Genomic DNA, 24,653 nt, shown 5'->3' on the forward strand with positions numbered 1-24,653 from the left:
GAACCCCGGCTCGCGCCGGGGAACGAGGAAGCAGTATGATCCGTATCCGCCTGTTGCTTGCCGCCCTGATCGCGCTGTTCACCGCGGCCTCGCCCGCCGCCGCCTGGTGGGAATATGGCCACCAGACCGTCGCTGCGATCGCCTATCTCGAGGCGACGCCCGCGACGCGCGCCGGGATCGACGCGCTGCTCCGCCAGTCGAGGCTGCTCGATACGCCGTCCTGCCCGGCGCGCACGATCGAGCAGGCCTCGGTCTGGCCGGACTGCGTCAAGACGCTCGGCGACCGGTTCAGCTATGCCTATAATTGGCATTTCGTCGACGTCGACGTGTGCAAGCCGTTCGACCCCAAGGGGCCGTGCGCGGGCGGCAATTGCGTGATCAGCCAGATCGCGCGCAACCAGCGGCTGCTCGCCGACACGCACCTCAATCCGCGCGAACGGCTGATGGCGCTGGCCTTCCTGGTCCATTTCGTCGGCGACCTGCACCAACCGCTCCATGCGTCCGAGCGCGCCGGCGACCAAGGCGGCAACAAGCTCAAGATCCGCTATGGCGCGATGCCGCACAGCAATCTCCACTCGGCGTGGGACGGGCTGCTCGCCGACCGCGCGATCTCGGCCGCGCCCGGCGGCGCCAAGGGCCTGCTAGCGGGGTCGACGCCGGAGAGCCGCGCGGCGATGGCGCAGGGCAGCGTCGAGGATTGGGCGCGCGAGAGCTGGCAGATTGCGCGCGACACCGTCTATCCCGCCGCGACCCACGCCCCCGCCTGCCCGCCGACCGCGCCGACGGATGCGGGGATGGACGAGGCGCAGATCGAGGCGCTGATCCCGGTGGTCCGCGCGCAGGTGCTCAAGGGCGGGCTCAGGCTCGCGAAGATGCTCGACGCCGACTTCGCCGGGCGCGTCGCGATGAAGCCGAAATATAATTGAGAACCATCCTCCCCGAGCAGAGCTCGGGGAGGATTGAGAAGGCTACTGCGGCACCACCGTCACGGCGCGACGGTTCTGCGCCCAGCTCGATTCGTCCGAGCCGGTCGCGACCGGGCGTTCCTTGCCGTAGCTGATCGTGCTGATCCGGTCCGCCGAGACGCCGGCGGCGACGAGCACGTTCTTGGCCGAGGTGGCGCGGCGATCGCCGAGCGCGAGATTATATTCGCGGGTGCCGCGCTCGTCGCAATGGCCCTCGAGCGTCACGCGGACGTTGCGGTGCGCGACCAGCCAGCGCGCCTGCGACGCGAGAATGCCCTGGCCCTCGCTGTTGACGTCCGACTTGTCGGTGTCGAAATGCACCGTGTCGGTGCCGACCTGCTGGAGGAAGTCCGCGCGCGAGCCCGGCACGATGCTGCCGCCGACATTACCCGAGGGCGCGCCGGTATCGCCGCTGCTCGGCACCGACGATTCGGGCGGCGGCGGCGGCAGCTGCTTGGGCTTGTGCGCGCAGCCGGCCAGCGCGACCATCGCGGCGACGGACAGGACCGTAGCGGTTCTAGCAGTCATCATCTTCTCCTCTGGGGCGCCCTGGCTGCGCCCGTCGGTTCACGCCAAAGGCTTAGGTTCGTTTCGTGGGCGGTCAACCCCGCCCCCTCAGGCCATCGTCCTGACGCCACGCCTCATGGCAGCAACGGCGACCAGGCAGGATCGGATCCGTCGAGCGGAGTAGGGATCCGGCGCTCGTTGACGCCGGTCAGGTCGACCGACCAGAGATCGGCCTTGCCCGAACCCTGGCCGGTGCGGAAATACATGATCACGCGGCCGTTGGGCGACCAGGTCGGGCCCTCGTCCTGCCAGCCGTGGGTCAGCGTGCGCTCGCCCGATCCGTCGGGCGCCATCACGCCGACGTTGAAGCCGCCGCCGATCTTGGTGAAGGCGATGAGGTCGCCGCGCGGGCTCCACACCGGCGTCGCATGGCGGCCGCCGCCGAAGCTGATGCGGTGCTGGTTGCCGCCGTCCGAATCCATCACATAGAGTTGCTGGCCGCCCGAGCGATCGCTCTCGAACACGATCTTGGTGCCGTCGGGCGAATAGCAGGGCGCGGTGTTGATGCCGGGGGCGTTGGTCAACCGCGTCGGCGTGCCGCCGCTCGCCGAGACGCGATAGATCTGCGTGTTGCCGCCGACCGACATCGAATAGACGATCGACTGGCCATTGGGCGAGAAGCGCGGCGACAGCGTCATGTTGGGCGCGTCGACGACCAGCTTCTGCCGGCCCGAGCCGACGTCATAGGTGTAGATGCGCGGGCGGTTGTTGGTGAACGCCATATAGACGATCTCCTGCTGCCCCGGCGCGAAGCGCGGGGTCAGCACCAGCGACTGGCCGTTGGTGAGGAAATGATGGTTGGCGCCGTCCTGGTCCATGATCGCCAACCGCTTGACGCGGCGGTTCTTGGGGCCGGTCTCGGAGACATAGGCGACGCGGCTATCGAAATAGGGGCCCTCGCCGGTGACGCGCGTATAGACGGTGTCGGCGCATTTATGCGCCGCGCGGCGCCACTGCGCGGGCGAGACGACGAAGCCCTGCCGCGCCAGCTCCTGCTTGGCCGAGACGTCGTAGAGATAGCAGCCGACGGTCAGCGTGCCGTCGCCATTGGCCTGGACGAAGCCCTGCACGAGCGCGGAGGCGCCGGTGGTCGTCCAATAGCCGTAATCGGGCGCGGTGACCTGCGGGAAGGCGACGGCATGATCGGCGGCGACCGGCTTGAACAGCCCCGAGCCCTTGAGGTCGTTGAGCACGATCTGCGCGACCTGGACGCCAAGCGCGTCGGTCTGCCCCGCGGCGCTGTGCGCAACCACCGGGGTCGGCATCGTCGGGATCGCGATCGGCATCGGCTGCGAGATGCCGCCGGTGATGTCGACGACGAGGCGCTGGCCGGGCTGCGGGCCGGCACCCGGCGCGGCTTGCGTCGCGGGCACCTGCGCGAGGGCTGCGGTCGAGCCGAGCAGGGTGAGCGCGGCGGCGATCAGGCGGGCCTTCATGGCGTGTCTCCTCATTGCATCTGGTCCGGCTTGAACCGGAAATCGAAATCGTCCCAGCCGCCGTCATAGAGTTCGGGCGGCAGTCCCGTGATCGGCGAGCAGCGCAGCACCGCGCGGCGCGCGGCGTCGGCCATCTGCTTGGCATAGGCGCTGTTCGATCCGGTGACACCCGATTGCGCGCCGGGGGTGACCGAGGCGACGGTGCCATCCTTGTTCATCCGGATGCTCAGCGTCGTCACGATCGAGCCCGCATCGGCCCCGCCCGCGGGCGGGTTGTAGCACGGCTTCACCCGCGCCGCGATCAGCCCGACCAGCCCCGACATCGAGCGCGCCGAGACGGCGGACGCATGCGGCGCGGTCGCCTTGCCCGGGCTCTTGTCGGGCGACAGGCCTTTCAGGAAATCACTGCCGAGCCGCGAGCCCTTGGGCTTGGCGGGGCCGGGCTTGTCCTGCGGCAGATCCTTGAGGAAGTCCGAGGACAGGCCGGTCGCCTTGCTCGGCTTGGCGGGCGCCGCCTTGCTGGGCTTTTCGGGCGCGGCCTTGCTCGGCTTCTCGGGTGCCGGTTTTTCGGGGGCGGGCTTTTCCGGCTTGGGCTTCTCGGGCTTGGGCTTCTCAGGCTTCGGCTCGGGTTTGACCGGGGCCGGCTTGGGTTCGGGCTGCGGCTTGGGTTCGGGCTTGGGCGGCGTGGGCTTCGCCTTGGGCGGCGTCGGCACGGGCTTCGGCGGCGCGGGGGTCGGCTTGGGCTCTGGCGCGGGCGCGGGCGGCGGCGGCGTGGTGTCGTCGGGCAGGTCCTGTTCGGGGGCCTCCGACGGCGCCGGGGCCTCCTGCGCCACCTTGGGGGCGGACGAGGTCGGCCCGACATCCTTGACCAGCTGCACGTCCATCGTCTGGGCGACAGGCGGCTTGGGCACCCGCGCCGAAAACAGGCTCAGCGACAGCAGCGCGAACAGCGCGGCATGGCCGACCAGCGCGACGCCAATCCCGATCCGTTCGGCGCGATCCATGGGCTATTTGGGCTCGGCCGCCGCGGTCGAGACAAGCGAGACCTTGTTGAGCCCGGCGCGGTTGAGCTCGCCGAGCAGCTTGTCGACCGCGCCATAATCGAGCGCACGGTCGGCGCGCAGGAAGATAACCTGTGGTTCGTCGCCCGGGGTCTGCTTGGCGGCGATCGCGGTCAGCCGGTCGGGCAGCTCGACCGAACTCACCGCATCGTCGTCGACGAAGATCTGGCCCTGCGCGTCGATCGAGATCTGGATCGGCTTCTTGGGGCTTTCGAGCGCCTTGGCGCGGCTGTCGGGCAGGTTGATCGGCACGCCGGTCATCAGCAGCGGCGCGGTGATCATGAAGATGATCAACAGCACCAGCATGACGTCGACCAGCGGCGTGACGTTGATCTCCGCCATCGGCGCCCGCCGGCTGCCGCGACCGCCCGAGGGTGTGGGACCCATCGACATCAGCGCTCACCCTTCCCGTTCCCCGGCGTAGGCCGGGGCCCAGGTGACGCGAACGCCGCCCGCTGGGGCCTGGGCCCCGGCGTCCGCCGGGGAACGGGATATGCCGACATCGCCTCGACCTGCATCACTCGTCCTCGAGCTCGCGGCTGAGCGTGGCATGAAAACCGTCGGCGAAGCGATGGAGACGCGCCTCGAGCTTGTTGATGCCGTGGCTGAGCCGATTGTAGGCGATCACCGCCGGGATCGCGGCGAACAGCCCGAGCGCGGTCGCGAACAGCGCTTCCGCGATCCCCGGGGCCACGACGCCGAGCGAGGTGTTCTGCTGCGCCGCGATCGAGGTGAAGCTGCGCATGATCCCCCACACCGTGCCGAACAGCCCCACGAACGGCCCGACCGAGCCGATCGTCGCGAGGATGTTCAACCGGTCCGACAGCCGGTCGACCTCGGCGGCGGTGGCGGCGCCCATGGTGGTCGCCAGCCGGGCGCGCGTGCCGTCGCGGTCGATCTTCTTGCCCGCGGTCGAGCGCCGCCATTCGGTGACGCCCGCGCCCAGCACCTTGGCCGAGGGCAAGGTGTTGTTGCGGTGCGTGGTGTAGAAATTGTCGATGTCCTCGGCGGCCCAGAAGTCGCGCTCGAACTTCGCCGACTTGGCCGCGATGCGTTTCAGCCGCGTGCCGTGACCGATGATGATCGCCCAGGTCCACACTGAGGCGGCGAGCAGGCCCACCATCACGATCTTGACGACGATATCGGCCTGCAGGAACAGCGCGAGCGGGGACATCGTCGCGGCGCCGGCGACAATCGGGGTCGCGATTTGCGGAGTCATTCGGTCGTTCTTCCCCTCTGTGCCGGGCCTTGCAGCCGGCGAAACGCATCGAGCCATGCGGACGGCTGCCGCCGCGGCCGCCCCTCCGGCGACAGAAAGGCCGCGACAATCTCCGCGTCGGCCAGAAGAACCGCGCCGCGCATGACTCTCTGGTGAATGACGCAGGACGCGGCCTTGGTATCCAGCACGCTGCTCAGCACCAGCAGATCGTCGTTGAGCCGTGCCGGCGCACGGTAGCGGATCGCGAGATTGGCGATCGCATAGGTGCCGGTGCCGTCCTCGTGCGCGGCGCGCTGGTCGATTCCTGCGCCCTGCAGCATGTCGGACCGCGCGCGCTCCATGAAGCGCAGATAATTGGCGTGATAGACGACGCCCGACAGATCGGTGTCCTCGAAATAGACGCGCAACGGGAAGCGATGCTCGCCATCGGCGATGCGGCCGCTCGCCGGGCGATCGAGCACGTCATTTACCATCCCCGCGGGGGATAACGCTTTGGGGGCCTGGCGCAACCCGGCTTGATGCCAGAGATTGGCATCCGGCGGCTTCCATGAGATGATCCGCATGCCGACCCGCGTTGCGACCGCCGCGGATCGGCGAATCGGAGACGCGTCATGATCGAGACGATGCCGAACGAGAGCGCTGCCACGGCGGCGCGAAAGCGTGTGATGCTCTGGTCGATCCCGCTGTGGATCGGGGCCGGGACGCTGCCCGGGCTCAACGTCATGGCGGGCCTGTCGGGCCACCGCGACTGGTTGATGGCGTCGCTGGCACTGACCGGCGCCTATGCGCTGTGCGGCGTCGGCTTCGGCATCTGGGCGGCGCGGACGGTGACGCGAAGGGCTTAGCCGATGACAGACGTCACGATCTGAGCGGTACATGCCGGTTCGCCCCCAGCACCTGCCGATCTGCATACCGCTGGTCGCCGCACTGGCGGCGTTCGGGGTGATCGTGGGGGTGGGCTCGATCTCCATCCTCGGCCTCTCGGAGGGGTTTGTCGGCACCGCGCTGATCGTGCTGGCCGGGATGATCGCGGTGGCGCTGCTGCTCGACCTGCTGCTGATCTCGCACAGCGACCGGCACAGATATTAGCAATCAAGCCCTCCCCCTTGAGGGAGAGGGTTGGGTGAGGGTGGTCGACGCTCGTGGCTGCCACCGGCCGCTCACGCGGCGCTCCCCCTCACCCCGACCCTCTCCCCGCTGGGGAGAGGGAGCTCACGTATCGAACAATCCGTCCTGGCTGCCCGCGGGCTGCGGAAGCCCCAGATGCGTCCACGCCCGCCCGGTGAGGCAGCGGCCGCGCGCGGTCCGCGCGATCAGCCCGAGCTGGATCAGATAGGGTTCGATCACCTCCTCGACCGTGTCGCGCGGCTCGGAAAGGCCCGCCGCCAGCGTCTCGACGCCGACCGGGCCGCCGCGATAGACGTCGGCGATCATCAGCAGATAGCGGCGATCCATCGCGTCGAGCCCGAGCGCGTCGACCTCGAGCCGGGTCAGCGCGGCGTCCGCCACCTGCCGGTCGACGACGACGTCGCCCGCCATGTGCGCGAAGTCGCGCACGCGGCGCAGCAGCCGGCCCGCGATTCGCGGCGTGCCCCGCGCGCGCCTGGCGATCTCGGTGGCGCCGTCCTTCGCAAGGTCCATCGCCAGCAGCCGGGCCGCGCGCGCGACGACATGTTCGAGCTCGTCGACGCTGTAGAATTGCAGCCGGATCGGGATGCCGAAGCGATCGCGCAGCGGGGTGGTGAGCAGCCCCTGGCGGGTGGTGGCGCCGACCAGCGTGAAGCGCGGCAGCTCGATCCGCACCGAGCGCGCCGACGGCCCCTCGCCGATCATCAGATCGAGCACGCGGTCCTCCATCGCGGGATAGAGCACCTCTTCCACCGCGGGCTGGAGCCGGTGGATCTCGTCGATGAAGAGCACGTCGCCCTCCTCGAGATTGGTGAGCAGCGCGGCGAGATCGCCCGATTTCGCGATCACCGGCCCCGACGTGGCGCGAAAGCCGACTCCGAGCTCGCGCGCGACGATCTGCGCGAGCGTGGTCTTACCGAGCCCGGGCGGCCCGAAGAACAGGACATGGTCCATCGCCTCGCCGCGCGCCTTGGCGGCGCCGATGAACACGCGCAGATTCTCGCGCGCCGCCTTCTGGCCGACGAAATCGTCGAGCGTCTTGGGGCGCAGCGCGGCGTCGATATCCTCGGGCGCGCGGGCGGCGGCGATCAGGCGGTCGGGGGGTTGGGCGGGCTCGGTCATGCGTCGATGTTGCCTAGCCGTTCCGTTTGATGGGCGCTAGTTGCTGACGGGGAGCGCGGATAGGCGGATATACAGAATCCGTCATTCCCGCGCAGGCGGGAATCCATAAACGCTGCGCGTCTTGCTCGAACGCTGCGTTTATGGATCCCGGATCAAGTCCGGGATGACGATGATAGGTGATGCGGCCTTACGGCAGCCGTGCGATCGCGATCCGCACGGCGGGATCGGCGGCGGCCGAGAGCTGGATCGTATAGTCGCCGGGGACCAGCTGAAAGTCGACCAGCTTGGCGATCCCCGCGCAGGCCGGCCCCATCGCATGCGCGACCGAGGCCACCGGCGCCGGCCCGCGCGCGACGTCGATCCAGGCGCGGCCGCCGAGCGCGATCCGGTAGGTGCCGGTCATCGTCGCGCGGAAACGGACGATGCCGCCATGGTCGCCCGGCTGCATCGGCTTGCCGAGCGGCACCGCAAGGACGAGCGATCCGATCGGCGCCAGCGCGAGGTCGACGCTGTCGTCGAGCACCAGCTCGGGCACGTGCTCGCCGCCGATCCGAGTCGCCGCGGCGACGGCGTGACGCTGCCCCCAATGCGCGAACTCGGCCGGCGGCGCGCAGGGCGGGACGATGACCGGACGGCCTGCGCCCGGCGCCGGCATGGCCGGCATCGCCATGGGCGCCTGTGCGATCGCGGCCGGCATCGCAGCCAGTGCCAGAGCCATGCCCGAAATCGTCCGTAGCGCCGTCATCATCCCACCCTCCGTTTGCACGAGCGTAACCGCGTCCCGCATGCGCGGCAATCGCGGGGGGCTATGCCTTCGACGCCTTGCGCAGCGCGAGCCGGACGAGGCCGTCGAGCGTCGCGCCCTCGCCGAGCTCGTCCGACGCGGCGCCGACCGCGGCCGAGGCCTCGGCGGGGCGGAAACCGAGATTGGCGAGCGCCGACAGCGCGTCCTGGACCGCACCGCCCGCGGGCGCCGCACCGCTGACGACGGGCCCGAGCGCGGGGCCGGCCTTGTCCTTGAGCTCGGTGACGATGCGCAGCGCCAATTTAGGCCCGACGCCGCTCGCGCGCGCGATCATCGCCTTGTCGCCCGACGCGACCGCGCGTGACACCTCGTCGGGGGCGAGCACGGTCAGGATCGCGAGCGCGACCCGGCCGCCGACGCCCTGCACGCTGGTCAGCAGCCGGAACCAGTCGCGTTCCGCGGCCGAGCCGAAGCCGAACAAGGTGATCGCATCCTCGCGCACCTGCATGTCGGTGAGCAGCTTGACGTCGCCGCCGATGCCCCCGATCGCCTGCAAGGTGCGGCCCGACAGCTGGACGAGATAGCCGACCCCGCCGACGTCGATCACCGCATGATCCGCCCCCGCCTCGGCGAGGATGCCGGTAAGCCTGGCGATCATCATGAGGCGCGCCGCAGCATCGCGCGCTGGCTGGTGAGATGATGCGCGTGGGTGATCGCGACCGCGAGCGCGTCGGCGGCATCGGCGCCGGTCAGCTTGACGCCGGGGAGCAGCCGCTGGATCATCGCCTGCACCTGCTTCTTGTCCGCACCGCCGGTGCCGACCACCGCCTTCTTGACCACCGAAGGGTGATATTCGCCGATCACCAGCTCGGCCTGCGCCGCCGCGAGCAACGCCATGCCCCGCGCCTGGCCGAGCTTGAGCGTCGACTGCGCGTTGCTGTTGCCGAGCACCTCCTCGACCGCGGCGCCCTCCGGCCGATGGCCGCGGATCACCTCGACGATCGCGCCGTGGAGCAGCGCCAGCCGGCGCGCGAGCGGCATCGACACCTCGGTGCGGATCTGGCCGTTGGCGACATGGCTCAAGCGGTTGCCGTCGGCGGCGATCAGCCCCCAGCCGGTGGTCCCGAGACCGGGATCGAGGCCGAGGATCAGCATGACGCGGTGCGATTTGAGAACCCCGTTCGTGCCGAGCGCAGTCGAGGTACGGGATGCAAGCGCCGCGCCCGCCGCATGTCCCTCGACTTCGCTCGGGACGAACGGAGGAGAGTACCGAGCCGGTTCAGCCGATCTGCTCCATGATCTCGTCGGAGACGTCGTAATTCGCCCAGACGGTCTGCACGTCGTCATCCTCGTCGAGCGTGTCGATCAGCTTCATCAGCAGCGCCGCGTCCTCGACGGTCTCGAGCGTGACCTGCGTCTGCGGGCGCCAGGCGAGCTTGATGCCCTCGGCGTCGCCGAGCACCGGCTCGAGCGCCTTGGCGACGCCGTGCAGGCCCTCGATCGCGGTCCAGATCTCGTGACCGTCCTCGCTAGACGACACGTCCTCGGCGCCCGCTTCGAGCGCAGCCTCGAACACGGTGTCGGCGTCGCCCGCCTTGGCCGGATAATTGATCAGCCCCATGCGGTCGAAGGCATGGCTGACCGATCCGCTGGCGCCGAGATTGCCGCCATTCTTCGAGACCGCGGTGCGGACGTTGGTGGCGGTGCGGTTGCGGTTGTCGGTGAGCGACTCGATGATCAGCGAGACGCCGCCGGGGCCGAAACCCTCGTAGCGGACCTCCTCATAATTCTCGCCCTCGCCGCCCGACGCCTTCTCGATCGCGCGCTTGATATTGTCGTTGGGCATCGACTGCGCGCGCGCCGCGAGGATCGCCGAGCGCAGCCGCGCATTCATGTCGGGATCGGGCAGGCCCCCGCGGGCCGCCACGGTGATCTCGCGGCTGAGCTTGGAGAAGGCGGCGGACCGCTTCTTATCCTGCGCACCCTTGCGGTGCATGATGTTCTTGAACTTGGAATGGCCGGCCATTGCCGCATCTCGTCCTGATCTTGGTGATGCGCGTCTCTAGGCCGCGGCGGGGGGCCGGATCAAGCCTGCGGGATTTTGGCGATACCGCGATACACCGAGCGGTTCCCCGGCGCAGGCCGGGGCCCAGGCCCAGATCTTTCATCGAACGCCGCGCCCGCCACGCGCGCGGGGCCTGGGCCCCGGCCTTCGCCGGGGAACAGGCAGCCTCCCTACGCCTCAGCTCAGTCCGAGCGCCGCCTTGTAGGTGTCGAGCAGCGCTTCGGCCTCGTCGCGGTCGTTCTTCTCCATCTTGCGCAGGCGCACGATGGTCTTCATCGTCTTGGGGTCGTAGCCGGTCGACTTGGCCTCGAGATAGACGTCCTTGATGTCGTCCTGCATGCCCTTCTTCTCTTCCTCGAGCCGTTCGATCCGCTCGATGAAGAGCCGCAGCTGGTCGGCTGCGACGTTGCCGTCACTCATAAGTCCCCGCTCCCGATTCGGTGTGAGGCGGCGGGATAGAGGAGCGCATTGCCGGGCTCAAGAGGTGGCGCGCAACTGTTCCCCGGCGGACGCCGGGGCCCAGGCCCGGAGCGCGAGGTGGACGCGGCGTTGAGATACTGACCTGGGGCCTGGGCCCCGGCTTTCGCCGGGGAACGGCCTGCCGCTTATACCGGGTTGCGCGTCATGCTCTCCGCCATGCGCGCGAGCTGCTCGGGCGTCGCGCTGCTCTGGTGCGTCTGCTTCCACTCCGCATAGGGCATGCCGTAGACCGCCTCGCGACCCTGATCCTTGCTGATCGTCCCCTGCGACGCCTCCGCGGTCCAGTCGCCCAGGCAATTGCGGCAGAAGCCGGCGAGCCCCATCAGGTCGATATTTTCCGCGTCCGACCGGTGGCGCAGATGCGCGACCAGCCGGCGATAGACCGCCGCGGCTATACGATCGTCGATGTCCTCGAGCTGCATGACATCCTCTCTCCGGGTTGATCTGATGCTGGGGTGGCGTATGGGCATCGCTCGCCAGCGCTACAAGGATTTCCCGACGATGCAGACCAGCACGAGCGCCTTCGCGCCCCGCAAACGCAAGGTCCGCGTGCTCGCCACGCTGGGCCCGGCGAGCCGCTCGCCCGAGATGATCGCGACGCTGTTCAAGGCCGGCGCCGACGCCTTCCGCGTCAATATGAGCCACGGCGCACATAAGGATCACGCGATCGCGATCGCGACGATCCGCGGGCTCGAGGCGCAGTTCGGCCGGCCGACCACGATCCTCGCCGACCTGCAGGGCCCCAAGCTGCGCGTCGGCACCTTCGCCGACGGGCTGGTGACGCTCAGGACCGGCGACGTCTTCCGGCTCGACCGCGACCCGACGCCGGGCGACGACCAGCGCGTCTGCCTGCCGCACAAGGAGATCTTCGAGGCGCTCGAGGCCGGCACCAGGCTGCTCCTCGACGACGGCAAGCTGGTGCTGCGCGTCCAGTCGGTGGCCGCGGCCGAGGTCGTGACGCGGGTCGAGGTCGGCGGCGTGCTGTCCAACCACAAGGGCGTCAACGTCCCCGACGTGGTGGTGCCGCTGCCCGCGCTCACCGAAAAGGACCGCCGGGACCTTACCTTCGCGCTCGACCAGGGCGTCGACTGGATCGCGCTCAGCTTCGTCCAGCGCCCCGACGACGTCGCCGAAGCGCGCGCGCTTATTCGCGGTCGTGCCGCCTTGCTCTCCAAGATCGAGAAGCCCGCCGCGATCGACCGGCTGGAGGAGATCGTCGAGCTCAGCGACGCGGTGATGGTCGCACGTGGCGATCTCGGCGTCGAACTGCCGCCCGAGCAGGTGCCGCCGCTGCAGAAGCGGATCGTCGAGACCGCGCGGCGGCTGGGCCGGCCGGTGGTGGTCGCGACCCAGATGCTCGAATCGATGATCAAGTCGCCCTCGCCGACCCGCGCCGAGGTCTCCGATGTCGCGACCGCGATCTACGACGGCGCCGACGCGATCATGCTGTCCGCCGAATCGGCTGCCGGCGACTGGCCCGAGGAGGCGGTCGCGATGATGGACCGCATCGCCTGTTCGGTGGAGAGCGACCCCGCCTACAAGGCGCGCATCCACTTCACCGAGACGCATCCAGACGCGACCACCGCCGATGCGCTGGCCGCCGCCGCGACGCACATCGCCGAGACGGTGTCGGCGACGACGATCATCTGCTTCACCACCTCGGGCTCGACCGCGCGTCGGGTGGCGCGCGAGCGGCCGGGCGTGCCGCTGCTGGTGCTGACCCCCGACCAGCGCACCGCGCGGCGGCTGGGGCTGCTGTGGGGCGCGCATGCGGTCCACACCCGCGACGTCGCCGATTTCGAGGAGATGGTCGGCAAGTCGAAGCGCATGGCGCTGCGCGCGCAGGTCGCGACCGGCGGCGACAAGGTGGTGCTGATGGCGGGCGTCCCGTTCGGCACGCCGGGCGCGACCAACGTGCTCCACGTCGTGCGGCTGACCGGGAACGAGCTGAAGGACTATAAGGCGGGCGAGGAATAGGCGGTCGACGGCGCCGTTCCCCGGCGAAGGCCGGGGAACGGGAGGGGACGACGTCCGAGAAACCATCGTCATCCCGGACGTGATCCGGGATCCAGAGCTTCACGCCGCACCGCCGGTAGCCCTGGATGCCGGATCAGGTCCGGCATGACGAGTGTCGGCTCAGGCGCGCTAAAGCAGCCGATATCCTTCCAGCACGCTCCGCAGCGCCTCTGCACCCGTAAAGCGGTGCCCGACGAACCCGCCCCTCTCCGCTGCCTCGACATTGTCGACACGGTCGTCGACGAACAGCGCCTCGCCCGGCGCCAGCCCGAAGCGGTCGAGCGCCAGCGCGTAGATCGCGGGATCGGGCTTGATCAGTTTGACCTCGCCCGAGACGAGCACGTCGCGAAACGGCGCAAACAAAGCCGCTTCGCGCGCCCGGAACGGCGGCCAGAATTCGTGGCTGAAGTTGGTGAGCGCATAGAGCGGCACGCCGCGCGCGGCGAGCGCGGCGACGATCGCCGCCATGCCGGGCAGTACCGCGCCGATCTGCTCGTCGAAGCGCGCGCCCCACAGGCGGATATTGTCGGCCTCTTCGGGATGCTCGGCGATCAGTTCGGCCGAGGTCTCGGCGAACGGGCGCCCGGCATCATGCTGGAGATGCCAGTCGAGCGTCGCCACCGCGCCGAGGAAGTGGTCGAGCCGCGCCGGATCGGTGATGTGCTGCGCGAAGAAGGCGCGCGGGTTCCAGTCGACAAGCACGTTGCCGACGTCGAACACCACGCTGACCGGACGGTCGCGATGCGCCCCGTCCGGGATCGTCGGGGCCGCCGGCGATGCGGCGGCCACCGGGATCAGCCCTGGCGGGCCTTGAAGCGACGGTTGGTCTTGTTGATCACATAGGTGCGGCCACGGCGACGGATCACGCGGTTGTCGCGGTGACGACCCTTGAGCGACTTGAGCGAATTACGGATTTTCATGGGGCGCGCCCTGCTTCTCTTTCTGCGGCTCTACGCCTGGAAAAACGAGGCGCCCGCCTATGAGAGCAGGACAGCCGAGTCAAGTCCGCTGGCCACGAAAACACTTTGTTCAAGCCCATGAAAGGTGCGACGGATGAAGCGAAATTCGCGTCGGGGCGTTACGGTCCTGAATCGACTTCCGCTCGCGCGCCCCTGCGCCACCTTTCGAATGAGGCTTATCATGGTCATGTCGCGCCGCTCCGCTCTCCGTCTCGCTCCCGCCGGCCTCGCGCTCGGCGCGGCGCTCGCACTCGCCGGCTGCAACACGACCCAGCCCGTCCAGGTGACTCGCTTCCATCTGCCGCAGCCGATCGCGCCGGGCAGCTTCACCGTCGAGACCGCACCGATGGCGGGCCCCGGCGCACCGATGGCCGACAGCCTCGAGCTCTCGACCTATAACGATGTCGTAGCGGGCGAGCTGACCCATCTCGGGTTCACGCGCGCACCCGACGTTGCCTCGTCCGAGCTGGTTGTCAGCGTCTCGGTCGATCGCGGCGCGCGGCCGGATATGCGCCCGCATGGCGCGTCGCTCAGCGTCGGTGTCGGTGGCGGCGGCTTCGTCGGTCGCCACACGGCGCTCGGCGGCGACGTCGGCACGACCGTCCCGCTCGGCGGTCGTCAGGAGCGCTTCCTCGTCGGCACGCGGATGAGGGTGCAGATCAAGCGCCGCTCGGACGGCAGCTCGATCTGGGAAGGCCGCGCGATGACCGAGGCCCGCGGCCAGGCGCCCGACGCCTCGCCGCAGGCCGCCGCAGCCAAGCTCGCCCATGCGCTGTTCGCGGGCTTCCCCGGCGAATCCGGCCGCACTATCACGGTGAAATGACGATTCTCATTTCCGCCGCCTTCGACAGCGGCAATATCCGCCCGACCGCCATCGCCGACACCCAGGTCACGCTCGAGATCGTGCGCGACCGGGAGTCGGATTTCTACCAATGGTTCCACTTCCGCGCGCTCGGCGTGCGGGGGCGGGCCGTCAGCTATGCGATCGCCAATGCCGGCGGATCCGCCTTTCCCGGCGGCTGGGAGAATTACCGCCCCTGCTGGTCCGAGGATCGGGTGACCTGGCGCCGCGTCGCCGACAGCCACTATGCCGACGGCGTGCTCCGCTTCACGCACGAAGCGAAGGGCGACGCCGTGTGGTTCGCCTATTTCGCGCCATACTCGATGGAGCGGCACGATGATTGCGTCGCGCGGATCGCCGCGCGGCCGGGCGTCGGGCTCGCCTCGCTCGGGCAGACGCTCGACGGCCGCGAGATGGATTGTCTTACGCTCGGCGACGGGCCGAAGCAGGTCTGGCTCTATGCGCGCCAGCATCCCGGCGAATCGATGGCGGAATGGTGGATGGAAGGCGCACTCGAGGCGCTGACCGACGCCGCCGACCCGATTGCGCGATCGCTGCGCCACAAGGCGACCTTCCACATCGTCCCCAACATGAACCCCGACGGCAGTTTCCGCGGCCATTTGCGCACCAATGCCGTCGGCGTGAACCTCAACCGCGAATGGCACCAACCGACCGCGGACCGCTCGCCCGAGGTGCTGTGCGTCCGCAACGCAATGGACGCGTCCGGAGTCGACTTCGCGATGGACGTGCATGGCGACGAGGCGATCGCCGCGGTGTTCCTCGCCGGGTTCGAGGGCATTCCCTCGCTGAGCGAGAGGCAATCCGCCCTGTACGCGCGCTACCAGGACGCGCTGGTCGCGCGCACGCCTGATTTCCAGAAGGCCAAGGGCTATGGCACCACGCCCAAGGGCCGCGCCAATCTGGCGATGTCGACCAATCAGCTCGCCGAGCGCTTCGGCTGCGTCGCGATGACGCTGGAGATGCCGTTCAAGGACAATGACGATTTGCCCGACGCCGAATTTGGCTGGTCGCCCGAGCGCTCGATGCGGCTGGGGCGCGATTGCCTAGGGGCGTTGCACGACATCATCGAGGAACTCTGACCCGTCCAAACCAACCCGTCCTTGCGACCCCGGGCCTGCCCCCGGGGGCCGCGATCCGGAGCCGCAGGCGCCGGCCTGGATTGCTTCGCCGCTTCGCTGCTCGCAAGGACGGGCTTCTGATGCACCCAAACCAGCCGGAGAACCCATGCCCCGCCTCGTCCTGATCCGCCACGGCCAGTCCGCCTGGAACCTCGAGAATCGCTTCACCGGCTGGTGGGACGTCAACCTCACCGACAAGGGCATCGAGGAGGCCAGGGCGGCGGGTCGGCTGCTCGCCGAGAAGGGCTTCGACTTCGACCGCTGCTTCACCAGCGTGCAGACCCGCGCGATCAAGACGCTCAACCTCGCGCTCGAGGAGATGGGGCGGCTGTGGCTGCCGGTCGAGAAGGACTGGCATCTCAACGAGCGCCACTATGGCGGGCTGACCGGGCTCGACAAGGCCGAGACCGCGGCCAAGCATGGCGACGCGCAGGTCAAGATCTGGCGGCGCAGCTTCGACACGCCGCCGCCGGTGCTCGAGGCGGGCTCCGCCTTCGACCTGTCGCAGGACCGACGCTATGCCGGCATCGCGATCCCGCAGACCGAAAGCCTCAAGGACACGATCGCGCGCGTGCTGCCTTATTGGGAGCAGGCGATCGCACCAGTGCTCAAGGCCGGTGCGCGTGTGGTGATCTCGGCGCACGGCAATTCGCTGCGTGCGCTGGTCAAGCATCTGTCGGGCATCCCCGACGACGAGATCGTCAGCCTCGAAATCCCGACCGGCCAGCCGATCGTCTACGAACTCGACGATGCGCTGGTGCCCACCGACCGCTATTATCTGAGCGAGCGGTAACCCCACCTCATATCTCACCGCAGACCCACCTCCGTTCGTCCTGAGCGACGTCGAAGGACATGCCGCAGGCGCTGCGCTTGCCGCCCGCGCTTCGACGTCGCTCCGTGCGAACGGGTGGGGTGACGGACGGGCACACATCGCCACGGGGCGCGCATGGTAAAGATTGCCTCGCCGACGCCCCCCCGCTAAGCCCACCGCTTCCTTTTTCCCGGGCGTTGCAGCGCGATGACAGACCAGCCCCTTATCGGCATCATCATGGGCAGCCGCTCCGACTGGGAGACGATGCGTCACGCCGCCGAGACGCTGGCGGCGCTCGGCGTGCCGCACGAGGCCAAGGTCGTCTCCGCGCACCGCACGCCGGACCGGCTCTACGCCTTTGCCAAGGGCGCCGCGGCGCGCGGCCTCAAAGTGGTGATCGCGGGCGCCGGCGGCGCCGCCCATCTGCCCGGGATGTGCGCCGCGATGACCGCGCTGCCGGTGCTCGGCGTCCCCGTCGAATCGAAGGCGCTTTCCGGCATGGACAGCCTGTTGTCGATCGTCCAGATGCCCGCCGGCATCCCGGTCGGCACGCTCGCGATCGGCAAGGCGGGGGCGGTCAACGCCGCGTTGCTCGCCGCCGCCATCCTCGCCACGTCCGATCCGGCGCTCGCCGAACGCCTCGCCGACTGGCGCGCCGCCCAGACGCAAAGCGTGGACGAAGCGCCCGAATGACGCTTCCGCCCGGCTCGACGATCGGCATCATCGGTGGCGGCCAGCTTGGCCGAATGCTCGCGATCGCCGCCGCCAATCTCGGCTACCGCTGCCATATCTACGCGCCCGAGGCGGCCGGCCCCGCGACCGAAGTCGCCGCCGCCGCGACGCAGGGCGGCTATGACGATGCCGCGGCGCTGGCGCGCTTCGCCGCCGCCTGCGACGTCGTCACCTACGAGTTCGAGAATCTGCCCGTCGCCGCGCTCGCCGCGAGCGAGGGCGTGCGGCCCTTCCATCCCTCGCTGGAAGCGCTGCGCATCGCGCAGGATCGCGCGCTCGAAAAGGGCTTTGCGGGCCGCCACGGCCTGCCGACCGCGCGCTGGAGCGCGGTGTCGTCGCTGGAGGCGCTGCAGGACGCGCTGGACGGCATCGGCACCCCCGCGATCCTCAAGACGCGGCGCTTCGGCTATGACGGCAAGGGCCAGGCGCGCCTGCACAGCATCGATGATGCGGCCGGCGCCTGGGAGGCGATCGGCGGCCAGCCCGCGGTGCTCGAGGGGTTCGTTCCGTTCGACGTCGAATATTCGGTGCTGCTCGCGCGCGCCGCCGACGGCCGCTGCATCGCCTGGGATCCGGTCACCAACATTCATCACGACGGCATATTGGCGAACTCGACGGTGCCGCCGTCGGGCCTCGTTGCGGCGCAGGCGGCGGACGCGATCGCCCACACGCGGCGACTGGCCGATGCGCTCGATTATGTCGGGGTGCTCGCGGTCGAATGGTTCGCCGGCGCCGACGGCCCGATCTTCAACGAAATGGCGCCGCGCGTGCACAATTCGGGGCATTGGACAATCGAGGGCGCGGTCACCTCGCAGTTCGAGAACCATATTCGCGCGATCTGCGGGCTGCCGCTCGGCGCGACCGGGCTGACCGGCGCGGCGGTGGCGATGGACAATCTGATCGGCGATGCCGCCGACCGCTGGCCCGCGATCCTCGCCGAGCCCGACGCGCATCTCCACCTCTACGGCAAGACCGTGCGCCCGGGGCGCAAGATGGGGCATGTGACGCGAGTGCGGCGATAGCCGCGCGACGATTAGCGATGCCGCACAGCCCTCTCCCTTGAGGGAGAGGGTTGGGTGAGGGTGACCGACCTCGGGGGTGGGACGCGACGCTGACGCGTCGCTCTCCCTCACCCCACCCTCTCCCCGCCGGGGAGAGGGAGCTTTGTCGGATCCTTACGCCTTGCGCGTCGCCTTGACCGGGAATTTGCCGAACGCGCCGGTGTCGATCGTGCCTTCCATGACGTCGCCGGCGAGTTGCGCCTCGACCGTGAGCGTCATCGGGAAAGGCACTTTGAGCTCCATCTTGAAGCTGACCTGATCGCCGACCTGCTGGCCGTCACTGATGTCGAGCGAGCCCAGCGCACCGCTGTTGGTGCCCGCGAAACTGCCGTCGGGCCTGCTGGTCAGCGTCAGCACCGAGACCTGCTCGCCCATCGGCGACTGCGCCACGCTGTCCCACTGCCCATCGATTGCTGCCATGACGCGATCCTTTCCTTAGTCGTTGGTTCGTCGTGCCTTACTGGCCCGCCGGCGCCTTGACCACCTCGACAGGCAGCCCGAGCGTATCGAGCTGCGGCTTCACGCTCGCGGCATCGCCGACCACCACCCACACAAGCTGGTTCGGCCGGATATTGGCCCGCGCCGCGGCGTTGAGCTGGTCGACGGTGAGCGCCCGATACTTGTCCGCGATGTGCGCATAATAATCGTCGGGCCGCTTGAGCAGATCGTTGCGCTGCATCGCGTCGAGCAGCGCCGCGCCATCCTCGAACTGGCCGGGAAGCTGGCGGATGCTGCGCTGGACGGTGCGGTCGCGTTCGTCCTGGGTCAGCGGCTGGGTGGTCAGGAATGCCGTCATGTCGGCGAGCATCGCCTGGATCGCGGGGCCGGTCTTGTCGGTCTGCACGGGCGCCGCGACCTGATAGGGGATGCGGCCGGCATAGCGCGCAATCCCCGACTGGACGCCGTAGGACCACGCCTTGGTCTCGCGGATGTCCATGTTGATCCGCGACAGGAAGCTGCCGCCGAGCGCGTCATTGGCGGCGATCAGCGGCAGCAGCTCGTCGGTGCCACGCGCGTCGAGCACCTCGCCCGCCTGCACCACCGACTGCGGCGAGGCGCCGCGATCGAGCAGCACGATCCGCGGACGCGGTGCGGGCACGGTCGGCTCGGCCGGCTTGACCCCGACGGGCGCGGCCGGCTTCCAGCTGCCGAAACGCTGTTCGAGCATCGGCTTGAGCACGGCAAGCGGCTGATCGGAGACGATGAAGATCGCGGTATCGGCAGGCTGCAGCCAGCGATCCTTGAACGCGACCAGATCGGCCCTGGTCAGTTTCGCGACCGCGGCGGGATCGCCATTGCCGCTGCCCGGCACCGCATAGGGGTGGCCGCGTCCGTAGATCAGCGGGGGCAAGCTGCGCGCCGCAAGCCCCTGCGGATCGCTGATCTCGGCCTGGATCGCCGTCAACTGCTCGGTTTTGACGCGCGCGATCTCGGCGAAAGTGGGGTGAAGCATCACGTCGGCGAGCAGATCGAGCGCCGGCGAGAGGTTGGCGGTCAGCGTCGCGAGGTCGACCTCGGCGCGGTCCATCGACCCGCCCGCTGCGATCTTCGAGCCGAGCTCCTCCTGCGCGGCGGCGATGTCGGCGGACGAGCGCGTCGTCGTGCCCTCGTCGAGCAGGTTGAGCACCAGCGATTCGGTGCCGAGCGCGGTCTTGGGATCGGCAGAGAAGCCCGCGTCGAAGGTCAGCGCGAAGCGGCTGAGCGGCAGGCCGGGGCGCTGCGCATAGACGAGCGTGATGCCGTTCGACAGCCGGTCGCGGGTGATGGCCGGATAGGTCAGGTCGACGATCTGGCCGACCGCGGGCGGCACGCGCTTCGGGCCGGCTACCGGCGCGGCACCGCTGGCGGCGACCGCCTCAGCCGCCGGCACCGGCTTGAGATCGGCCTGGTGCGCCTTGGCCTCCTCATAGGGCGCGCGCTTGCCCGGCGCGACGGTGAGCGCATAGACCGGCCGCGTCAGCCAAATCTGCAGCGCCGCCTTGACCGAGGCCGGGGTCGCCGCGGCATATTGGGCGAGCTGCTTCTCGTAGAAGCCGGGATCGTTCGCGAACACCGCCCCCTGCGCGAGCAGCGCCGCGCGGCCCGAAAAACCGCCGACCCTCTCGAGCCCGAACAGCCGGCCGGCAATCTCCTGCGTCACCGCGCGGTGGATCTCGTCGGCGGTCGGGCCGTGCGCGACGAAGTCGGCGATCAGCGCGTCGAGCTGCCGGCCGACCAGCGCCGGATCGACCCCCGGCTTGACGTCGACGGTCACCTCGAACTCGCCGACGCGCTCGAGCGGGCCGACGCCCGCGCTGACCGAGACCGCGACGCCCTCCTTGCGCACCAGGACATTGTCGAGCCGCGAGCTGGCGAGGCCGCCGAGGATGCTCGCGGCGATGTCGAGCGGCACGCTCGCCGGATCGCTCCAGCCCGGGATCGCCCATTCGCGGTACAGCCGCGTCGTCGCGACCTGGTCGTGGAGCAGCTCGTCCTTGCGCGCCGCCAGCGTCGGCACCGCGGCAAGCGTCGGCGCGGGCTGCGGGCCGCGCGCGATGTCGCCGAAATATTTGTCCACCAAGAGCCGCGCGGTCGCGACGTCGATGTCGCCGGCAAGCACCAGCACCGCATTGTTGGGGCCATAATGACCCCGGAACCAGGCGCGGACGTCGCCGAGGCTGGCGGCGTCGAGATCGGCCATCGAGCCGATCGTGGTGTGATGATAGGGATTGCCCTCGGGAAACAGAGCCTGTTGCTCGGCATATTGGACGAGGCCGTAGGGCTGGTTGTCGTCCTGGCGCTTCTCGTTCTGGACGACGCCGCGCTGGCGGTCGAGCGTCGGCTGGCCGACCGCGCCGAGCAGATGACCCATGCGGTCGCTCTCCATGAACAGCGCGAGCGGCAACGCCGGGGTCGGAACGGTCTCGAAGAAGTTGGTGCGATCGAAGCTGGTGGTACCGTTATAATCGGTCGCCCCCACGCTCTCGAGCGGCTTGAAATAGTCGCCCGGCGCATTCTCCGATCCGTTGAACATCAGATGCTCGAACAGGTGGGCGAAGCCGGTCTTGCCGGCGGGCTCGTCCTTCGAGCCGGCATGATACCAGACCGACACCGCGACGACGGGCGCCTTGCGATCGGTCGAAACGATCACGCGGAGGCCATTGGCGAGCGTGAATTCTTGGTAAGGTAGCTTCACCTGGGCGGCGAGTTCGGCGAGCGGCGCCGGCTTGGCGCTCAGCTTCGGGGCGGCGGAGAGCGGTGCGAGCGCGACGGAGGCGAGCAACAGAATAGGCAGAGAGAAACGCATCGAGATCGCACCTTGTGGGGAACGGCAGATGCGCCAGCATAGGGCCGCGGCGCGCGACGGCAACGATTAGGAGTGACGCAGCTCTAAGCTCGAACCGTCATTCCCGCGAAGGCGGGAATCCATAAACGCTGCGTTTGACCATCGGGTGCTGCGTCCATGGATTTTGGATCAAGCCTGTCCTGAGCCTGTCGAAGGGTCCGGGATGAAGAAGCAGAAAGGATAGCCGAGGCGGGCCCGCGACGGCTTGGCGACGCCGCCGCATTGCGCCACTCCTGCACCCAAACCCTTGACGGAGACTCCCGATGGCCAAGCGCCCCTCGCTGCCCGATCTCGCCCGCCGCTATCTCGCCAAGGAACCGCACACGCTCGATCCCGAGGAGCGCAACGTCCTTGCGAGCTTCGAGGCGCGTCGCCCGATCAGCCGCGACGCCGCCGACATCGAGGAGGCGACCTCGACCTTCTGGGACCGGCTCGCCGACAAGGTCGCGGCGGTCGGCGGCTCGTGGGGTTTCATCTTCACCTCGCTGACCATCCTGGTCGCCTGGATGGTGCTCAATTCGGATGTGCTGTCGCATTGGAACAAGGCGTTCGATCCCTATCCCTACATCTTCCTCAACCTGATGCTGTCGATGATCGCGGCGCTGCAGGCACCCATCATCATGATGAGCCAGAATCGCGCGGGCGATCGCGATCGGGTGGCGGCCAGCCATGATTATGAGGTCAATCTGCGCGCCGAACTCGAGATCATGCGGCTGCACGAGAAGATCGACCTGCTCGTCGCCCGCCTGGCGCGCGAGGAAGCGACGGGGATCGCGATCCGTGGGCCGATCGACGATATCGTCTAGCCTGGATCAGGCGTCCGTACGGCGGGCCGGCTGTGGCGGCCGGAAGGCGGCCTTGCGCCACGGCGCGTCGGGCACCTCCTCCGCATCGGGGACCGCAAAGCGGAGATAGCCGAAGAAGGAGGCAATCCGGCGTTCGTCGGGATCGAGGATCGCGGTGCGGCCGTGCATGAAGCGGCTGTTGTCGAGCATCAGCAGGTCGCCCGTCTGCCACACGATCCCCGCGCTCAGCCGATCGCCGACATCCTTGATTGCCCACAGCCAGGGTTCGGGCACGGGTTGCCCGTCGTCGAGCAGCGGATAGGTCGGGATGCCGTTGAAGAAGGTCGAGAACAGCAGGAAATTGCCGAACGCCGCCGCATCCGCGAACATCGGCTTATGCAGCGCGGGCCGGGAGAAGGCGCGGACGATGCCGTCGGACGTGCGCCGGAAGACATAGGGGCATGGCGGCGGCGGGGATGCGAGCAAGGCGTCGTCGGGAGTGGCCGTGCCCAGCCAATAGAGCAGCACTTCGGGCGCTGCGCGTTGGATGTAAAGCAGCCGCCGCCGGGTCAGCCCCGCCCGCACCGCCTCGGGCAGGTGACGAACCAGCTCGATACCGTCGCAGATCGTCGTCGCCCCCTGCGTGCGCGGCGCCTGGAAGCAGGCGAAGAAACAGACGTCGGGCTTCCATGGCTCGCGCGAGAGTTCGGGATGAAGCGGAAAGGCGGCGCTGCCGCCATTGACCGACTGGATGTTGGCGGCCTCGTCGAGCAATTGGCGGTCCGGGCTTTCGTTGAGTACCGAACTCGCGCAGAACTGGTCCGCGAAACCGCGGAAAGCCGCGAAATCGGTGGTGAACCCACGCAGAAGCAGCGCGCCGTGGCGCCGGTACAAGGCGGCGACTGTAGCGGGATCGAGATCGAGCACATCGGCCTCGCCCCGCGCGGTTACGAGCACATAGGGACGGCCCGCGCCGGGCAGGGATATATCAGCCATCAGGCCGCTCGGTTCGCGTCGTTCGGCATCGCCTTCTGCTCATAGCCGAAGGCGAAACCCGCGCCTATACCGAGCCGATGGCTCTTTCCGACCGCTCCGCTGCGTGACCGTGCCGCTGACCGCCGACGCGCTGTTCGCCACACCCGACCAGTATTTCTTCGCCTTCGAGGCGGAGGAGGCGCTGTTCCTTCCGGTCGACCGCGACGTCTATCACCGCTCGTTATTTCTCGACGATCGCATCGCGCTGGAGGCGGCCGAGATACGGTCGATGCCCACGCAGGCGCTCGCCGCCCACCGGGCCGCGAGCGGCGATCCTCTGCCCCGTATCGGCTGGATCTTTCATATCGCGCACTGCGGGTCGACCTTGCTGGCGCGCGCCTTGGACCGGCGCGACAGTTCGTTGGTGCTGCGCGAGCCATTGCCGCTGCGCCAATTGGGCGTCGAGGCTGCCGTGATCCCGCAGGCGGTCGAGTCCGCGTCCTGGCGGGAGCGCCTGCGGTTGGCGGTTGCGCTGGCGGGGCGGCGCTATCGCTCGGACGCGCCGACGCTCGTTAAGGCCAATGTGCCGGTGAACATGATCCTCCTTCCGCTCATGGCGCTCGATCCGGCCGCGCCGGGCATTCTGCTTCATCATCCGCTCGAACCCTATCTGCTGGCGATCCTGCGCAGCGATGCGCATCGCGACTGGGTGATGCGCGTCACCCACGAGATCGCGCCGGCAATCACGGCTTGGGCGGGCCCGATCGCAGGGGCCGACGTGGTCGAGCGCGCGGCGGCTCTGTGGCTTGCGCAGATGCGCATCTACGACGCGGCGCTGGCGCGTCATCCCTCGCTCCGCTCGCTGGCGGCGATCACCCTGTTCGAGACGCCGCCACCGGTGTTGGAGGCGGCGGCCGATCATCTGGGTGTCACGATGGCAGCCGATGCGATCGATGAGACCGTGTCTGGGCCCCTATTCGCGTCACACGCCAAACAGCCCGGCCAAGCGTTCGATAACAATGTCCGCCGCGACCGCGAGACGCAGCTCGCCCGGATCCTGCGGCCCGACCTCGATCGCGCGCGACGGTGGATCGACGAGCGGCGCCAGGATTTTCCGTTCCCGGAGCGGCTGGCGCGGCCTTTGCTCGGCGCGGGCACGATGTTGATCGGGTGAGCCGACCGCTCGCCTGGCTCTTGTGTTGCATATAAGCCACACCATAT

The 24,653-nt window shown here is 69.0% G+C and carries 29 protein-coding genes; 11 read left to right on the forward strand and 18 right to left on the reverse strand.

Annotation, left to right across the window (positions count from 1 at the left end):
- Positions 1-35: 35 nt before the first annotated feature.
- Positions 36-926 carry a S1/P1 nuclease gene (locus Q0326_RS13120; RefSeq protein WP_298691186.1) on the forward strand — a complete coding sequence of 297 codons (891 nt, stop codon included), beginning with the start codon at positions 36-38 and terminating at the stop codon, positions 924-926.
- Between the two features lie 42 nt (positions 927-968).
- Here the strand turns inward: Q0326_RS13120 and pal are convergent, their stop codons facing one another.
- From pal to Q0326_RS13150, 6 genes are all read right to left on the reverse strand, one after another.
- Positions 969-1,493: a peptidoglycan-associated lipoprotein Pal gene (pal, locus tag Q0326_RS13125; protein WP_298691188.1), complete on the reverse strand. Its 525-nt coding sequence runs from the start codon at positions 1,491-1,493 to the stop codon at positions 969-971.
- A 113-nt stretch (positions 1,494-1,606) separates the two neighbouring features.
- Positions 1,607-2,968: a Tol-Pal system beta propeller repeat protein TolB gene (tolB, locus tag Q0326_RS13130; RefSeq protein WP_298691190.1), complete on the reverse strand. Its 1,362-nt coding sequence runs from the start codon at positions 2,966-2,968 to the stop codon at positions 1,607-1,609.
- A gap of 11 nt (positions 2,969-2,979) precedes the next feature.
- Complete coding sequence (locus tag Q0326_RS13135) at positions 2,980-3,972, reverse strand: cell envelope biogenesis protein TolA (protein ID WP_298691192.1); 993 nt, start codon at positions 3,970-3,972, stop codon at positions 2,980-2,982.
- Positions 3,973-3,975: 3 nt separating this feature from the next.
- Positions 3,976-4,422 carry an ExbD/TolR family protein gene (locus Q0326_RS13140; protein ID WP_298691194.1) on the reverse strand — a complete coding sequence of 149 codons (447 nt, stop codon included), beginning with the start codon at positions 4,420-4,422 and terminating at the stop codon, positions 3,976-3,978.
- A 124-nt stretch (positions 4,423-4,546) separates the two neighbouring features.
- Positions 4,547-5,248, reverse strand: a complete 702-nt coding sequence (gene tolQ, locus Q0326_RS13145; protein ID WP_298691196.1) for a protein TolQ — start codon at positions 5,246-5,248, stop codon at positions 4,547-4,549.
- Complete coding sequence (locus Q0326_RS13150) at positions 5,245-5,721, reverse strand: YbgC/FadM family acyl-CoA thioesterase (RefSeq protein WP_298691252.1); 477 nt, start codon at positions 5,719-5,721, stop codon at positions 5,245-5,247. Before Q0326_RS13150 ends, tolQ begins: the two co-directional genes overlap by 4 nt.
- A 138-nt stretch (positions 5,722-5,859) precedes the next feature.
- Between Q0326_RS13150 and Q0326_RS13155 the strand changes: the two genes are divergently transcribed.
- Both Q0326_RS13155 and Q0326_RS13160 read left to right on the forward strand, forming a co-directional pair.
- Entirely contained in the window at positions 5,860-6,093 is a 234-nt protein-coding gene (locus Q0326_RS13155) for a hypothetical protein (protein ID WP_298691198.1), read from the forward strand.
- A 31-nt stretch (positions 6,094-6,124) separates the two neighbouring features.
- The gene (locus tag Q0326_RS13160) at positions 6,125-6,337 is read left to right on the forward strand and encodes a hypothetical protein (protein ID WP_298691200.1); all 213 of its coding nucleotides are present in this window, start codon (positions 6,125-6,127) and stop codon (positions 6,335-6,337) included.
- Positions 6,338-6,460: 123 nt separating this feature from the next.
- On the opposite strand, the gene ruvB is transcribed toward Q0326_RS13160, so the two are convergent.
- The 7 genes from ruvB to Q0326_RS13195 form a co-directional block, all read right to left on the reverse strand.
- Positions 6,461-7,498 carry a Holliday junction branch migration DNA helicase RuvB gene (gene ruvB / locus Q0326_RS13165; protein ID WP_298691202.1) on the reverse strand — a complete coding sequence of 346 codons (1,038 nt, stop codon included), beginning with the start codon at positions 7,496-7,498 and terminating at the stop codon, positions 6,461-6,463.
- Positions 7,499-7,685: 187 nt separating this feature from the next.
- Positions 7,686-8,216, reverse strand: a complete 531-nt coding sequence (locus Q0326_RS13170; protein ID WP_298691205.1) for a homogentisate 1,2-dioxygenase — start codon at positions 8,214-8,216, stop codon at positions 7,686-7,688.
- An 88-nt stretch (positions 8,217-8,304) separates the two neighbouring features.
- Positions 8,305-8,901, reverse strand: a complete 597-nt coding sequence (ruvA, locus tag Q0326_RS13175; protein ID WP_298691254.1) for a Holliday junction branch migration protein RuvA — start codon at positions 8,899-8,901, stop codon at positions 8,305-8,307.
- Entirely contained in the window at positions 8,901-9,398 is a 498-nt protein-coding gene (gene ruvC, locus Q0326_RS13180) for a crossover junction endodeoxyribonuclease RuvC (protein WP_298691207.1), read from the reverse strand. The genes ruvA and ruvC overlap by 1 nt, the downstream gene beginning before the upstream one ends.
- A gap of 124 nt (positions 9,399-9,522) precedes the next feature.
- On the reverse strand, positions 9,523-10,269 hold the full coding sequence (locus tag Q0326_RS13185) for a YebC/PmpR family DNA-binding transcriptional regulator (RefSeq protein ID WP_298691209.1): 747 nt from the start codon (positions 10,267-10,269) through the stop codon (positions 9,523-9,525).
- A 216-nt stretch (positions 10,270-10,485) separates the two neighbouring features.
- Positions 10,486-10,728, reverse strand: coding sequence for a DUF2312 domain-containing protein (locus Q0326_RS13190; protein WP_298691211.1), 243 nt, complete (start codon positions 10,726-10,728; stop codon positions 10,486-10,488).
- Positions 10,729-10,913: 185 nt separating this feature from the next.
- A complete protein-coding gene (locus tag Q0326_RS13195) occupies positions 10,914-11,210 on the reverse strand; it encodes a DUF1244 domain-containing protein (RefSeq protein WP_298691213.1) in 297 nt (98 codons plus the stop codon).
- Positions 11,211-11,289: 79 nt separating this feature from the next.
- On the opposite strand from Q0326_RS13195, the gene pyk reads away from it, so the two are divergent.
- Positions 11,290-12,765 carry a pyruvate kinase gene (gene pyk, locus Q0326_RS13200; RefSeq protein ID WP_298691256.1) on the forward strand — a complete coding sequence of 492 codons (1,476 nt, stop codon included), beginning with the start codon at positions 11,290-11,292 and terminating at the stop codon, positions 12,763-12,765.
- Positions 12,766-12,933: 168 nt separating this feature from the next.
- Here pyk and Q0326_RS13205 read toward each other — a convergent pair whose 3' ends face one another.
- Both Q0326_RS13205 and ykgO read right to left on the reverse strand, forming a co-directional pair.
- Positions 12,934-13,563: an HAD family phosphatase gene (locus Q0326_RS13205; protein ID WP_363304130.1), complete on the reverse strand. Its 630-nt coding sequence runs from the start codon at positions 13,561-13,563 to the stop codon at positions 12,934-12,936.
- Between the two features lie 35 nt (positions 13,564-13,598).
- Positions 13,599-13,724, reverse strand: a complete 126-nt coding sequence (gene ykgO / locus Q0326_RS13210; protein WP_004210176.1) for a type B 50S ribosomal protein L36 — start codon at positions 13,722-13,724, stop codon at positions 13,599-13,601.
- Between the two features lie 220 nt (positions 13,725-13,944).
- Between ykgO and Q0326_RS13215 the strand changes: the two genes are divergently transcribed.
- The 5 genes from Q0326_RS13215 to Q0326_RS13235 all read left to right on the forward strand — a co-directional run bounded on the left by Q0326_RS13215 (position 13,945) and on the right by Q0326_RS13235 (position 18,308).
- Entirely contained in the window at positions 13,945-14,586 is a 642-nt protein-coding gene (locus Q0326_RS13215; protein WP_298691215.1) for a DUF4136 domain-containing protein, read from the forward strand.
- Positions 14,583-15,704, forward strand: a complete 1,122-nt coding sequence (locus Q0326_RS13220; RefSeq protein WP_298691217.1) for a M14-type cytosolic carboxypeptidase — start codon at positions 14,583-14,585, stop codon at positions 15,702-15,704. The genes Q0326_RS13215 and Q0326_RS13220 overlap by 4 nt, the downstream gene beginning before the upstream one ends.
- Positions 15,705-15,849: 145 nt before the next feature.
- Entirely contained in the window at positions 15,850-16,536 is a 687-nt protein-coding gene (gene gpmA / locus Q0326_RS13225) for a 2,3-diphosphoglycerate-dependent phosphoglycerate mutase (RefSeq protein ID WP_298691219.1), read from the forward strand.
- Positions 16,537-16,761: 225 nt separating this feature from the next.
- Positions 16,762-17,247 (forward strand): 5-(carboxyamino)imidazole ribonucleotide mutase, encoded by a 486-nt coding sequence (gene purE, locus Q0326_RS13230; protein ID WP_298691221.1) that lies wholly within the window; start codon positions 16,762-16,764, stop codon positions 17,245-17,247.
- Positions 17,244-18,308 (forward strand): 5-(carboxyamino)imidazole ribonucleotide synthase, encoded by a 1,065-nt coding sequence (locus Q0326_RS13235; protein WP_298691224.1) that lies wholly within the window; start codon positions 17,244-17,246, stop codon positions 18,306-18,308. Before purE ends, Q0326_RS13235 begins: the two co-directional genes overlap by 4 nt.
- 153 nt (positions 18,309-18,461) lie before the next feature.
- On the opposite strand, the gene Q0326_RS13240 is transcribed toward Q0326_RS13235, so the two are convergent.
- Together Q0326_RS13240 and Q0326_RS13245 are read right to left on the reverse strand one after the other, a co-directional pair.
- A complete protein-coding gene (locus tag Q0326_RS13240) occupies positions 18,462-18,767 on the reverse strand; it encodes a hypothetical protein (protein WP_298691226.1) in 306 nt (101 codons plus the stop codon).
- A gap of 37 nt (positions 18,768-18,804) precedes the next feature.
- Positions 18,805-21,633, reverse strand: coding sequence for a pitrilysin family protein (locus Q0326_RS13245; protein ID WP_298691228.1), 2,829 nt, complete (start codon positions 21,631-21,633; stop codon positions 18,805-18,807).
- Positions 21,634-21,935: 302 nt separating this feature from the next.
- Between Q0326_RS13245 and Q0326_RS13250 the strand changes: the two genes are divergently transcribed.
- Entirely contained in the window at positions 21,936-22,478 is a 543-nt protein-coding gene (locus tag Q0326_RS13250) for a DUF1003 domain-containing protein (protein ID WP_298691230.1), read from the forward strand.
- 6 nt (positions 22,479-22,484) lie between these two features.
- Here Q0326_RS13250 and Q0326_RS13255 read toward each other — a convergent pair whose 3' ends face one another.
- Positions 22,485-23,453, reverse strand: coding sequence for a TauD/TfdA family dioxygenase (locus Q0326_RS13255; RefSeq protein WP_298691232.1), 969 nt, complete (start codon positions 23,451-23,453; stop codon positions 22,485-22,487).
- A 103-nt stretch (positions 23,454-23,556) separates the two neighbouring features.
- Between Q0326_RS13255 and Q0326_RS13260 the strand changes: the two genes are divergently transcribed.
- A complete protein-coding gene (locus Q0326_RS13260) occupies positions 23,557-24,606 on the forward strand; it encodes a hypothetical protein (RefSeq protein WP_298691234.1) in 1,050 nt (349 codons plus the stop codon).
- The last annotated feature ends 47 nt before the right edge of the window (positions 24,607-24,653 follow it).

Source organism: uncultured Sphingomonas sp. (assembly GCF_937859915.1).
In the GTDB taxonomy this organism is placed as follows: domain Bacteria; phylum Pseudomonadota; class Alphaproteobacteria; order Sphingomonadales; family Sphingomonadaceae; genus Solisphingomonas.